Here is a 12,916-nt window from a genome sequence, read left to right on the forward strand (position 1 = left end):
GTTCCTGACGTGACGGCGCCTTCCCGCCCGCCATCCCCTACCCGTCCCACGCAGGCGGGTGCGGGGGTGGAACTCCTGTTCCTGCGTGATGAGGACATGCGGCAGGCACAGGATCTGCTGATGGTGGCCTGCCGCGCCTTTACAGGGGTGATCGATTCGGCCCTGCAGGAATACGGGCTGGGACATGCGCATCACCGCATCATGCAGGCCGTGGCGCTCCAACCGGGCATAGCCGTGGGCGCGTTGCTGGACGTTCTGGGCATTACCAAACAGAGCATGAGCCGCGCGCTGGGCGAACTTCTGGCCATGGGCGCGCTGCGGCAGGAAACCGCGCCGGAGGACAGGCGCAAACGCAGGCTTTACCTCAGCCCGCATGGGGCGGAGATTGAAAGCCACCTGTTTTCCCTGCAGCGTGAAGTGCTGTTACGCGTATACCGCAAGGCGGGTGGCAAGGCGGTTGATGGCTTTCGCCGCGTCATGCGTGGCCTGATAGACGAATCGGATATGCCCGGCGTATCCACCGATTCCTTTTCTTCTCCCGACCGGAGTTCCCGATGATCCAGACAGCGTGCGACACATCCCTGCCCCATGACAGCATGATCGTGGATGCGCATGTGGTGGTGGTTGATGATGATCCACGCCTGCGTCGCCTGCTGCAACGGTATCTGAGCGAACAGGGGTTTCGTGTCAGCGCCGCCTCCTCCGCGCAGGAAGCACGGCAGGTTCTGGGCTTCATGCAGCCTGACGCGCTTGTGCTCGACATCACTATGCCGGGGGAAAACGGGCTGGAACTGACGCGCGAACTGCGGCGCGAGAATCTGGATTTCCCCATCCTGCTGCTGACCGCGCGTGGTGAACCGGAAGACAGGATCATCGGGCTGGAAGCAGGCGCTGATGATTATCTGGCCAAACCGTTCGAGCCGCGTGAACTGCTGCTGCGGCTGAAGGCGCATCTGCGCCGTTTCGTGCCGCCCGCACCCAGCAGCAACCTGCGTATCGTGCGGCTGGGAGATCTGGAATTCGATCCGGTGCGTGGCCTGTTATCCAGTGCGGGCAATGTCGTCCATCTGACGGGCGGCGAATCGGCATTACTGTCCGTTCTGGCACGGCATCCGAACGAGATCCTGTCCCGCACGGACATCGCCACAACGCTGGATATGGAAGAAATTGGCGAACGCGCTGTGGACGTGCAGGTGACGCGGCTGCGTCGCCGGATCGAACCCGACCCGCGCGAACCCCGCTTCCTGCAGACAGTCCGGGGCAAGGGCTACGTCCTGAAGCCCGGCCTGTAAAAACACAATGGGCTGGCACGGTATTCCGTGCCAGCCCGTTTCATTTCCACCTTGTGGCAGGAAGCCGTGTCAGGCCGCGTTCAGGCGTTCAAGTTCCGCGACTACCGCCGTACCCATGCCTGCCGTATTCACTTCCGTCCGACCGGCACTCATGATGTCGGGCGTGCGCAGCCCCTTGTCCAGCACGCTGGAGACGGCCGTCTCGATCATGGCCGCATCTTCCTGCATGTCGAAGGAATAACGCAGCAGCATCGCAAACGACAGGATCTGCGCCAGCGGGTTGGCCTTGCCCTGCCCCGCGATATCCGGCGCGCTGCCGTGGATCGGTTCATACAGCGCAGGCATGCGCCCGTCTTCGCCCCGCGCGCCCAGCGTTGCCGACGGCAGCATGCCAAGGCTGCCCGTCAGCATGGACGCAAGGTCGGACAGCAGGTCGCCAAACAGGTTGCCCGTCACGATCACGTCGAACTGGCGCGGGTTACGCACCATCTGCATGGCGCAGTTATCGGCCAGCATATGGGTCAGTTCCACATCCGCGTATTCACGGGCATGCAGGTCGGTCACGACTTCCTTCCACAGCAGGCCGCTTTCCATCACGTTGCACTTCTCGACCGAACACACGCGGTTGTCGCGCTTGCGGGCCAGATCGAAGGCGACGCGGGCCACACGCTCGATTTCCGCCGTGGTGTAGACTTCAGTGTTGATCCCGCGACGCGAACCATCCGGCAGGGTCTCGATCCCGCGCGGCGTACCGAAATAGATGCCGCCCACCGTTTCGCGCACGATCATGATGTCCAGTCCACGCACGACATCGGGCTTGAGCGTGCTAGCATCAACCAGCGAATCGAACACCTTGGCGGGGCGCAGGTTGGCGAACAGGCCCAGTTCCTGCCGCAGCTTGAGAATCGCGATCTCCGGCCTGCGGTCAAACCCGGCGGATGCCCATTTCGGGTCCCCCACCGAACCGAACAGCACCGCATCCGCCGCACGCGCCGCGTCGATGACTTCCTGCGTGATGGGCTGGCCATGCACCGCAAGCGACGCGCCGCCCACGACATCCTCACTCACATCGAAACGGATGCCACGCGCCTGCGCCATCCAGTCCATGATGCGCCGGACTTCGTGCATGATTTCAGGGCCGATGCCATCTCCGGGCAGGATCAGGAGCTTCTTGGGTGCGGACATGACGTTTCCCATCCGAATAATCTGTCTGTTAATTGATCAGTCCCGTATACGGGCGGCCACGGCCACCCGGTCCCTTAATCAAGGACGATACCGGGAATCCATGGCTGTGCCTGCGCACGGCGTTTTTCAAAGGTCTCGATAGACTGTTCATGCTGCAGGGTCTGGCCGATATCATCCAGCCCTTCCAGCAGCAGGTGCTTGCGCAGCGGATCAACATCAAACGGCACTTCGCTGCCATCAGGACGGACAACCACCTGACGCGGCAGGTCAATCGTGATCCGGGCATTGCCGCCCATGCGGGCGTCTTCCATCAGTTCCTCGCACACCGCGCGCGGCAGCACGATGGGAAGGATGCCGTTCTTGAAACAGTTGTTATGGAAAATATCGGCAAAGGACGGCGCGATCACGCAGCGGATGCCAAAATCCAGCAGCGCCCATGGCGCGTGTTCACGCGACGAACCACAGCCCAGATTATCAAGGGTAATCAGGATTTCCGACTTGCGATACGGCTCCTGATTCAGCACGAAATCCGGGTTTTCCGATCCATCGGGCAGATAGCGCATGCTGTCGAACGCATGCTCGCCCAGTCCCGAACGCTTGGTCGTCTTGAGAAAGCGCGCCGGAATGATCTTGTCGGTATCGATATTCTCTTCGGGCAGAGGCGCCGCGATACCGGTCAGAACCGTGAATTTATCCATGTCAGATCAGCTCCCGCACATCGGTCAGGCACCCGGTCACGGCTGCCGCCGCGGCCATGGCGGGCGAGAGCAGATGCGTCCGTCCACCGGGGCCCTGCCTGCCCTCAAAATTACGATTGGATGTGGCCGCGCAACGCTGCCCCGGCGTCAGCCGGTCGGGATTCATGCCAAGGCACATCGAACATCCCGCCTCACGCCATTCAAATCCGGCATCGAGGAAGATCTTATCCAGCCCTTCTTCTTCCGCCTGCGCCTTCACGATGCCCGAACCGGGCACGATCATCGCACGCACGCCCTCGGCCACCTTGCGACCCGACGCGATTACCGCCGCGGCACGCAGGTCCTCGATCCGGCTGTTGGTGCATGACCCGATGAACACGACATCGACAGGCGTGCCCGCGATCTTCTGGCCGGCCTCAAGCCCCATATAGTCCAGCATGCGCTGCATCTGCGCGCGACGTGACGGATCGGCTTCCGCCGCCGGATCGGGCACGTTCCCGGTGACTGAAATGACCGTTTCAGGGCTGGTGCCCCAGGTCAGGACCGGCGTGATGTCCTCGGCCCGCAGTTCGACCACGCGGTCGTAATGCGCGCCTTCGTCGGCAGCCAGCGTCTTCCAGTAGGCGACCGCCTCATCAAACGCTTCACCCTTCGGTGCGAAGGGACGGCCACGCACATATTCAAACGTGGTTTCGTCGGGCGCCACCAGACCCGCGCGCGCACCGGCCTCAATGGACATGTTGCACACCGTCATGCGGCCCGCCATGTCGAGGTCGCGGATGGCGGAACCCGCGAATTCGATCACATGCCCCGTACCGCCCGCAGTGCCGATGTGCCCGATGATGGCGAGCATGATGTCCTTGGCGGTCACGCCGGGGCCAACCTGCCCCTCGACCACCACCTTCATGTTCTTCGCAGGCTTCTGCAGGATGGTCTGGGTCGCCATCACATGTTCGACTTCGGACGTGCCGATACCGAATGCCAGCGCCCCCAGCGCGCCATGGGTGGATGTATGGCTGTCACCGCACACGATGGTCATGCCCGGCAGGGAAATGCCCTGCTCCGGTCCGACCACATGCACGATCCCCTGCCGCGCGGACAGCAGCGGGAAATACGGTACGCCGAATTCCTTCACGTTGCGCTCCAGCGTTTCGATCTGGTTGCGGCTGTCGGCTTCGGCAATCGGCAGGGTCCGGTCGGATGTGGGAACATTATGATCCACAACCGCAATCGTCGCCTCGGGGTGACGCAGCCTGCGGCCGCTCAGGCGCAATCCCTCGAATGCCTGCGGACTTGTGACCTCGTGCAGGAGATGACGGTCGATATAAAGAATGGCCGTCCTGTCCGGGAGCGTTTCGACCACATGGCTGTCCCATATCTTGTCGAACAATGTACGCGGGGCCATTCTATTTTCCTCTCCCGGACGGAAACAGGCCGCCATCACGCACGCGATACGCACGCAACAGGCAGCCGCAAATTCTCAGGCAAAAAGCTTCGCCCGCTTCCGCCATAAGGCATGAAACGGGCGAAGGGTCGGCATATTACTCGGCAGCGGCGGTCGCGGCGGGTGCTGCAACCTCACGCTTGCGCTCGGCGATACGGGCGGACTTGCCGCGACGGCCGCGCAGGTAATACAGCTTCGCGCGACGGACAACGCCACGACGCACGACGTGGATTTCCGCGATGGTGGGGGAATACAGCGGGAACACACGCTCCACGCCTTCACCGTTGGAAATCTTGCGCACGGTGAAGTTGCTGTTCAGGCCCTTGTTGGAGCGTGCGATCACAACGCCCTCATAGGCCTGAACGCGCTTGCGGGTGCCTTCGACAACCTCGACGCCAACGCGCACGGTGTCACCCGGCGCGAATTCCGGCACCGCGCGGATAGCTGTCAGGCGGGCGATCTCTTCCGCCTCATACTTCTGGATAATGTTCATGATCCGGTCCTCGTTCGATAGGATTTCATGTTCAGTTCAGCCGGTCCGCATCGGCACGGATGCCTGCGACCCGGGGAATGTCTTGACCTGCGCCCGCCTGATAGGCGGCCCACAGATCCGGCCGACGCGCCTGCGTCACCGTCTCGGATGCCGCGCGGCGCCACCGGGCGATCGCGGCATGATGACCGGACAGCAGGACCTCGGGCACGTCGCGCCCGTCCCATTGTGCCGGCTTGGTATAAAGCGGATATTCAAGCAGACCGTCGGCAAAGCTTTCCTCGACCGCACTTTCGCCCGATCCCATCACGCCCGGCAGCAGCCGCACGCAGGCATCCAGCAGCACCGTCGCCGCCACTTCCCCGCCCGACAGGATATAATCCCCGATCGAGACCTGTTCCGCGCCGGAGGCTTCGAGCACGCGCTCATCCACCCCTTCATAGCGACCGCACAGCACCACAACACCCGGACCCGCCGCATAACGACGGATATCCGCCTGTTTCAGCGGTCGTCCGCGTGGCGTAGGATACACCAGCGGCCGCCCGGCCAGATCGATACCGGCAATGGCCGCCGCCACGACATCGGGACGCATGACCATGCCAGCCCCGCCGCCGAATGGCGTATCGTCCACTACCCGATGCCGTCCCAGCCCGTATTCACGCATGTCGCGCGCATCCAGCGACCAGATGCCACGTTCCAGCGCGCGCCCGGCCAGCGACTGCCCCAGCGTACCGGGAAACATGTCGGGAAACAGCGTCAGCGCCGTCGCCTGCCATGTCATGTCGCGTCTCCGTGCGTATCGGTGCCCGGAAAACATTCGACCGGAACCTCGATCTCATCAGGCAGGCAGACGACGATATGTCCCGCCCGCACATTCACCACCGGCACGCAGGCCCGGGTGAACGGCAGCAGGAGATTGCCTCCCGCCCCATCGATTTCGAGACTGGTGCCCGCACCGTAATCATGCACGGCGGCCACGCGGCCGATCACCCGCTCCGTTCCCTGCTCGCGCACGTCCAGCCCGACCAGATCGGCGAAATAGAATTCGTCCTCATCGGGTTCGGGCAGGCTGGTGCGCGGCACGTACAGCTTGCGGTTGACCATCTGCTGCGCGGCTTCGCGGCTATCAATGGCGTTGCCTGCCGCGTCATGCAGCCGGGCGATGCCGTTGCCATGCCACGACAGCCGCCACGGGCGACCCAGATCATCAACCAGCCCGTCATAGCCGGACAGGTCTTCCGCCACGGCGGTATAGCTGTGCACGTGCACAAGCCCCCGCACGCCATGCGGACGACCCACCACACCCATCAGGACATGATCGCGGTTCATGGGATGACTGCCCTGCCTTTCCTGCCTGTCTACCGTTACCGCGACTTAGGCTGCCGCAGCGGCAGCAGCGGCGGCACGTTCCTGCGCACGCTTCTTGGGCGCGGACTTCTTGGGCTGCTCGTTCCAGGTCGGCTTCGGCGCCAGACCGGCATTGCCCAGGAAGCGGGCGACACGGTCGGTCGGCTGCGCGCCGTTGGACAGCCAGTGGGTGATGCGCTCGGCAACCAGACGCACGCGCTCGGCATGGTCAGACGGCAGCATCGGGTTGTAGGAACCAACGCGCTCGATGAAGCGGCCATCACGCGGGGAACGGCTGTCAGCCACGACGATGTGGTAGTACGGACGCTTCTTCGCACCGGCGCGGGCGAGACGGATCTTGAGGCTCATTAAGACTTCTCCAGACAGTAAAAAGACAAAAGAAAAACGGGAACGACGTTCAGGGTCAGCCGAAAGGCGGACGCCCGCCGCCGCCGGGGGGACGCCCCCCCTTTGGCATGAGTGCGGACAGACCCTGACGCATCAGTCCCTTCACTCCCAACTTGCTGAACCGCTTCATCATGGAGGCCATCGCGTCATACTGTTTGAGCAGACGGTTGATCTCCTGCACGGTCGTACCGGACCCGGCGGCGATGCGCTTCTTGCGCGACGCCTTGATGATGGAGGGCTGACGCCGCTCCGCCCGGGTCATGGATGAAATGATGGCCTGATGACGGGTCAGGACGGAGGTATCAAGCTCCTTGTCCCCCAGCGCATCCTTCAGCTTGCCCATGCCCGGCAGCATGCCGAGGATACCGGAAATGGACCCCATCTTGTTGATCTGGCGGATCTGGGCCGCGTAATCGTCCAGATCGAACTTGCCCTGCATCATCTTGAGGGCAAGCTTTTCGCTCTCCTCATGATCCAGGGTATCGGCAGCTTTTTCCACCAGCCCGGCGATATCGCCCAGACCAAGGATACGGCCTGCAACACGCTCGGGGTGGAATTCTTCCAGCGCGTCAAGCTTTTCGCCCGACCCGGTCAGCTTGATCGGTGCGCCGGTAATCGCACGCATGGACAGGGCCGCGCCACCACGGGCATCGCCATCCATACGGGTCATGACGACACCGGTAACGCCAACGGCCTCGTTAAACGCCTTGGCGGTATTGACCGCGTCCTGCCCGGTCATCGCATCGACCACCAGCAGCGTTTCCGCCGGGCTGGTTTCGGCGCGGATGGCGCGGACCTCGTCCATCAGGGCTTCGTCGATGGACAGACGACCGGCGGTATCGAGGATGACGATGTCATATCCCTCGCGCCGCCCGACTTCCATCGCGCGCTGCGCGATCTCGACCGGGGTCTGGCCCGCGATGATGGGCAGCGAGGCGACACCCGCGCGCTCGGCAAGCTGGGCGAGCTGCAACTGGGCGGCGGGGCGCTGCGTGTCAAGGCTGGCCAGCAGGACCTTCTTGCGCTCACGCTGCGCCAGACGGCGGGCGATCTTGCCCGATGTGGTGGTCTTGCCCGATCCCTGCAAACCGACCATCAGGATCGGCACCGGCGGGACGGCGTTCAGGTTGAGCGGAACCGCGCCCGCGCCACCCAGCGCGTCGATCAGCGCGTCATTGACGATCTTGGCGACAGCCTGACCGGGAGAGATGCTGTCCAGCACCTCGTGCCCTACGGCGCGTTCACGGACCTTGTTGACGAAATCCTTGACGACAGGCAGCGCCACGTCGGCGTCCAGCATGGCCAGACGCACTTCGCGCATGGCTTCCGTAACATCTGCTTCCGACAGCGCCCCGCGCTTGGCGAGACCATCGAACACACCGGAAAGCTTGCCTGAGAGCGTCTCGAACAACGTTTTTCCCCAAAAGAGGACGCGTCACTGCGCGAACCCTCGCGAAGTGACGTGCCTGATTGTCGGGCGGATTTATCCCGCGCACCCTGCCCTGTCAAGCATTGTGCGCTTTTCCCATGAAAAACGGCTGCCCGGACGTACCGGACAGCCGTATCGACCCTGACCGCGCGGGGCGGCGGAAGGGTGGTTACTTACTTCTTGTCATCTTCCGGCGGCGGCGGCGCGGTCAGGGCGCGCAACTGCTCGTGCAGGCTGTCAACCTTCTCCTCGGTCTCACGGATCTGGTTAAGCTGGTCCGCCGTCAGGATATCGTGGATACGGATCGCGGTCTGCAGATGTGCGGCTTCATGCTGCTGGTGCAGGGTCGCGATCTGCTGCTGCAGGCTTTCGATACGGGCCTGATCGACCTTGCCCGGCGTCGCCAGCAGTTCCTGGATCTGCTTGTGGAGCTGGTGTTCCTGTTCCATGTCCGCATGGAAGTCAGGATGCTCGTCCTTCAGGATCGCCTGAAGCTTCTTATGCTGCGCGGAAGTCAGCTGCACATTTGCGAGGAACGGCATGCCCATGCCGCCAAACCCACCCGGACCACCGGGCATGCAGCCCCCGTGCGGGGGGGCGTGGTGTGCGGCAAGAGCCTGCCCGGACAGGCCCGCCAGACCACCGATCAGGGTGGCGGTCAGAATCATTTTCTTCATCATGGGAACCAAGTCTACTCCTGTTATAACTTGTTCTCTACCCTGCCTGCCACGGAGTGGCCATGCAAGGTCTACAATCACAACGCTACAACAGCCGATGCGTTCAATGTGGGCAAACTTGCTACAAAATGTAAGGAGCAGCCATGCCCGCCCGTTATCCGAATCGCCCGGTAATATAGTCCTGCGTCCGCTTTTCGCGCGGCGCGGTGAACATGCGGTCGGCACCATCCACTTCCACCACTTCGCCCATATAGAAAAAGGCCACCTGATCGGCACAGCGCGCGGCCTGCTGCAAATTGTGGGTGACGATGGCGATGGTGAAATCGGCCTTCAGTTCATCGAGCAGTTCCTCGATCCGCGCGGTCGAGACCGGATCAAGCGCACTGGTGGGTTCATCCAGCAGCACCACTTCGGGTCGGGTAGCGATGGTGCGCGCGATACACAGGCGCTGCTGCTGGCCACCGGACAGCGCGGCAGCCGAATCATGCAGCCTGTCGCGCACCTCCGGCCACAGGGCGACACGACGCAGCACGTCTTCCACCCGGCCATCCATAGCGGCGCGGTCAAGGCGTTCATGCAGGCGGACACCAAAGGCGATGTTGTCGTAAATCGACATGGGAAACGGCGTGGGCTTCTGGAACACCATGCCAACGCGTGAACGCAGCACGTTCAGGTTTACCCTGGGGCCAAGGATGTTGCAGCCATCGAAAATGACTTCCCCCGTCGCCCGCTGGCCGGGGTAGAGATCGTACATCCGGTTCAGCACGCGCAGCAGGGTGGACTTGCCACATCCCGAAGGCCCGATCATGCCCGTCACCTGCCCCTGCGGGAAATCGATGGAAATATTCTTCAGCGCATGATTCGCGCCGTAATAGAAATCCAGATTGCGCACGGAAATCGCTGCTGGCGCCGGGTTCTTTTCCACGACTGTCATATTCACTTCCTGTTACGTCCCAGCCCCAGCCGCACGGTTATGTTGATCATGAGAATACCCGCCGTGATCAGCAGCGCACCCGTCCATGCAAGGGCGGTCCAGTCTGCATAGGCCGCGCCGGCATACTGGTAAATGGTCACGGGCAGGCTGGCCATGGGGGCCGCGGGTGATACCGACCAGTTCATGTTCCCCAGCGAGGTGAACAGAAGCGGCGCCGTCTCACCCGATACGCGGGCCAGCGCCAGCAGGATGCCGGTGGCCACGCCGTCGCGCGCGGCGCGCAGGCATACGAAAAGGATGACCCGCCAGCGGGGCGCGCCCAGTGCGATCGCAGCCTCCCGCATCGAAAGGGGCACAAGGCGCAGCATGTCCTCGGTCGTGCGCACCACGACCGGCACCACCAGAATGGACAGGGCCAGCGCCCCGGCCAGACCCGAGAAGTGGCCAGTCGGCACCACCACGACCATGTAAATGAACAGTCCCACCAGAATGGACGGGGCGGAAAGCAGCAGGTCGGATACGAAACGGACAAGGTTGATCAGCCGCCCATCCGTGGATGTGAACTCGGCAAGGTATATCCCGACCAGCAGCCCCACCGGGGCACCGATCAGCACCGCAAGCCCCGTCTGGATCAGGCTGCCGACGATGGCGTTGGCAAGACCACCCGCCTGCCCCGGCGGCAGGGTCACATGCACGAAAGTCACCCAGCGCAGGCCACCGATCCCGTTGCGTATCAGCACGAACAGGATGGAAAACAGCATGAGCAGCACCAGCGCGGTCGCCGCCCAGCACAGGCCCGTCGCAATCCGGTCCACCATGCGCCTGCGCATGTCCGACAGGGTATTGCCCTGCCAGCGCCCCGATGAACAGCAATCCGTATCCATAAGCACGGTGGTCGCCGCCACGCTCTCCTGACCCGCCATGGTTCAGCCTGCCGCCCGCGTGCGCAGCAGCAGCCGCGAACAGACCAGCGTCGCAAGGGAAATCAGCATGAGAAGGAAGCCCACAGCCATCAGGGATGAAAATTTAAGACTGCCCACCGCGCTTTCGGGAAATTCAAGCGCGATCAGGGATGCGATCGTATTGCCGGGGGAAAACAGCGACCAGCCGATATGATTGGCGTTGCCGATGACGAAGGTGATGGCCATCGTCTCCCCCAGCGCACGCCCCAGACCCAGCATGATGCCCCCCACCACGGATGTGCGCGACCACGGCAGGATGATGCGCCGCACGACTTCCCATCGGGTCATGCCCAGCCCGTATGCGCTTTCCTTCAGCACGGCGGGCATGGACAGGAAGACATCCCGCATCACGGCGGAAATGAACGGGGTAATCATGACCGCAAGGATCATGCCGCCGGTAAGAAAACCGGTCCCGTAAGGCGCACCGTGAAAAAGCTGGCCAATTCCCGGCACATGCCCCAGCGTATGATTGGCAAACGGTTCGACATAATGGGCCATGAACGGCACCAGCACCGCGAAGCCCCACATGCCGAAAATAATGGATGGCACCGCCGCCAGAAGCTGGATCAGCGTACCGATCACCCCGGAAATACGCGGAGAGGCGATTTCCGTCAGCCATACCGCAATGCCAAAAGCCAGCGGCACGGCCAGTGCTATGGCCAGCAGCGATGTCACCAGCGTTCCGAACATCGGGGCGGCCGCGCCGAAATGCTGGGTTACGGGATTCCATGCCTTGTCCAGCACGAAACCCAGGCCAAACCGGGCAAACGCGCCCCGCGCGCCCCACGCCATGACCGCCACCATACCACCCAGACCCAGCAGGATCAGGACCGCGGCGCAACGGACAATGGTGGCGAATACGGCATCCCCATTACCCTTGACCGCCCCCGTCAGGGCTGAAGGGGACGTTGCAGACCGATCCATACAGAAGACCTCCGTGGCGCACACGCATCACAGTTCACAACATTCGCGCCCGCAGGCACACCGGAATGCCCGGACCAATACTGGACCGCATGCCGGTTCTGCAACCGTCATGAGCACCTGTTGGCCAAGTTTGCATCAGATCGTTGTATTTTTACGCAAACCTGCCGCCATCACATCCGGTCATTTCCGCGCGGCGAGCAGCAGGTCGCGCAGCAGGCCACGCCCGGCATCAATGGACATGCGCTCAAGGACAAGGGCGTTGGGCTGCACGCCCGGCGGCCCGATACGACGCGCCACCGTCATGCCGCGCGTGAACGTGCCCCGACATTCCACATCCACATGCGCCAGATGGCCGCCAAACAGGCCCGGCGCCAGCAGCGCAAGCAGGGGTGCTGCCGCACGTAGTGAAAGATCGACCCCGTTGCCGCCGCCACGGCCCATGCGGGCGGCGGCCAGCAGCGCATGCACATGACCCGCGACCGAAGCGGGCGCAGCCCCCATTGGGGCAAGCTGTTCCATCCATACCGCATCCGCGTTCAGTCGGCTGGTGCAGTCCAGCGGGATCAGGGTCAGGGGCACACCTGCCGTCATGACGGTGGCCGCGGCTTCCGGATCGGCGGCGATGTTGCGTTCGGCAACTGGTGTCGCATCCCCTGGCGAATACAAGGCCCCGCCGCTTGCGATCACCCCATGCAGATGCGCGCAGATATCAGGTGCCTGCACCATCGCCAGCGCCAGCGTGGTCAACGGGCCGGTGCAGCATACCGTCACGCCATCTGGCGGACAGGCACGGATGGCCTGCACCAGATACTGCGCGGCCAGACCCGGCTCACCCTGCGGCACCGACTTTACCGCCCCGCCCGCATGCACCAGCGGTCCCGGACAGCCAGCATGAATACCCACATCCGCAAGACCGTGCCGGTCCAGCAGGTCGCGTGCCTGCGTCATCGCGGCTTCCACTCCTGCGGCTTCCCCGCTGAACAGCACCTGCACCACCCGCACATGATCGGGAACCTGCACGGCAGCCAGCAGGGCCGCCATAGCCTGCGCGCCGGGTGTCAGATCAAGAATGATGGGGCGGGTCATGGGCATCCTGTCCTGCATGGGTTGCACGGTTCGTTGGTGG

At 63.2% G+C, this 12,916-nt stretch carries 15 protein-coding genes; 2 read left to right on the forward strand and 13 right to left on the reverse strand.

The features are described 5' to 3' along the window. Positions 1-9 precede the first annotated feature (9 nt). Entirely contained in the window at positions 10-558 is a 549-nt protein-coding gene (locus KSAC_RS05550) for a MarR family winged helix-turn-helix transcriptional regulator (protein WP_243705321.1), read from the forward strand. Next, positions 555-1,292, forward strand: coding sequence for a response regulator (locus tag KSAC_RS05555; protein WP_102323283.1), 738 nt, complete (start codon positions 555-557; stop codon positions 1,290-1,292). Before KSAC_RS05550 ends, KSAC_RS05555 begins: the two co-directional genes overlap by 4 nt. Positions 1,293-1,361: 69 nt before the next feature. Here the strand turns inward: KSAC_RS05555 and leuB are convergent, their stop codons facing one another. From leuB to KSAC_RS05620, 13 genes are all read right to left on the reverse strand, one after another. After that, positions 1,362-2,477 carry a 3-isopropylmalate dehydrogenase gene (gene leuB, locus KSAC_RS05560; protein ID WP_110546736.1) on the reverse strand — a complete coding sequence of 372 codons (1,116 nt, stop codon included), beginning with the start codon at positions 2,475-2,477 and terminating at the stop codon, positions 1,362-1,364. Between the two features lie 74 nt (positions 2,478-2,551). After that, the gene (gene leuD / locus KSAC_RS05565; protein ID WP_132304639.1) at positions 2,552-3,175 is read right to left on the reverse strand and encodes a 3-isopropylmalate dehydratase small subunit; all 624 of its coding nucleotides are present in this window, start codon (positions 3,173-3,175) and stop codon (positions 2,552-2,554) included. A gap of 1 nt (position 3,176) precedes the next feature. Continuing rightward, complete coding sequence (gene leuC, locus KSAC_RS05570; RefSeq protein WP_132304641.1) at positions 3,177-4,580, reverse strand: 3-isopropylmalate dehydratase large subunit; 1,404 nt, start codon at positions 4,578-4,580, stop codon at positions 3,177-3,179. A 136-nt stretch (positions 4,581-4,716) separates the two neighbouring features. Beyond that, positions 4,717-5,112, reverse strand: coding sequence for a 50S ribosomal protein L19 (gene rplS / locus KSAC_RS05575; RefSeq protein ID WP_102323280.1), 396 nt, complete (start codon positions 5,110-5,112; stop codon positions 4,717-4,719). 31 nt (positions 5,113-5,143) lie between these two features. Then, positions 5,144-5,890, reverse strand: coding sequence for a tRNA (guanosine(37)-N1)-methyltransferase TrmD (gene trmD / locus KSAC_RS05580; RefSeq protein WP_102323279.1), 747 nt, complete (start codon positions 5,888-5,890; stop codon positions 5,144-5,146). Beyond that, a complete protein-coding gene (gene rimM / locus KSAC_RS05585; protein WP_118962992.1) occupies positions 5,887-6,438 on the reverse strand; it encodes a ribosome maturation factor RimM in 552 nt (183 codons plus the stop codon). Before rimM ends, trmD begins: the two co-directional genes overlap by 4 nt. 45 nt (positions 6,439-6,483) lie before the next feature. Then, positions 6,484-6,825: a 30S ribosomal protein S16 gene (gene rpsP, locus KSAC_RS05590; RefSeq protein ID WP_102323277.1), complete on the reverse strand. Its 342-nt coding sequence runs from the start codon at positions 6,823-6,825 to the stop codon at positions 6,484-6,486. Positions 6,826-6,880: 55 nt separating this feature from the next. Next, on the reverse strand, positions 6,881-8,275 hold the full coding sequence (gene ffh / locus KSAC_RS05595; RefSeq protein WP_102324153.1) for a signal recognition particle protein: 1,395 nt from the start codon (positions 8,273-8,275) through the stop codon (positions 6,881-6,883). A gap of 191 nt (positions 8,276-8,466) precedes the next feature. Continuing rightward, positions 8,467-8,973 carry a Spy/CpxP family protein refolding chaperone gene (locus KSAC_RS05600; RefSeq protein ID WP_110546409.1) on the reverse strand — a complete coding sequence of 169 codons (507 nt, stop codon included), beginning with the start codon at positions 8,971-8,973 and terminating at the stop codon, positions 8,467-8,469. Between the two features lie 151 nt (positions 8,974-9,124). Then, positions 9,125-9,904, reverse strand: coding sequence for a phosphate ABC transporter ATP-binding protein PstB (gene pstB, locus KSAC_RS05605; RefSeq protein ID WP_102323275.1), 780 nt, complete (start codon positions 9,902-9,904; stop codon positions 9,125-9,127). A gap of 2 nt (positions 9,905-9,906) precedes the next feature. Then, positions 9,907-10,788 (reverse strand): phosphate ABC transporter permease PstA, encoded by an 882-nt coding sequence (gene pstA, locus KSAC_RS05610; RefSeq protein ID WP_371207317.1) that lies wholly within the window; start codon positions 10,786-10,788, stop codon positions 9,907-9,909. A 42-nt stretch (positions 10,789-10,830) separates the two neighbouring features. Further along, positions 10,831-11,790, reverse strand: a complete 960-nt coding sequence (gene pstC, locus KSAC_RS05615) for a phosphate ABC transporter permease subunit PstC (RefSeq protein WP_132304643.1) — start codon at positions 11,788-11,790, stop codon at positions 10,831-10,833. 180 nt (positions 11,791-11,970) lie between these two features. Continuing rightward, entirely contained in the window at positions 11,971-12,876 is a 906-nt protein-coding gene (locus tag KSAC_RS05620) for a nucleoside hydrolase (RefSeq protein WP_132304645.1), read from the reverse strand. Positions 12,877-12,916: the final 40 nt, after the last annotated feature.

The sequence above is a fragment of the Komagataeibacter saccharivorans genome, from assembly GCF_004348195.1.
GTDB lineage: Bacteria > Pseudomonadota > Alphaproteobacteria > Acetobacterales > Acetobacteraceae > Komagataeibacter > Komagataeibacter saccharivorans.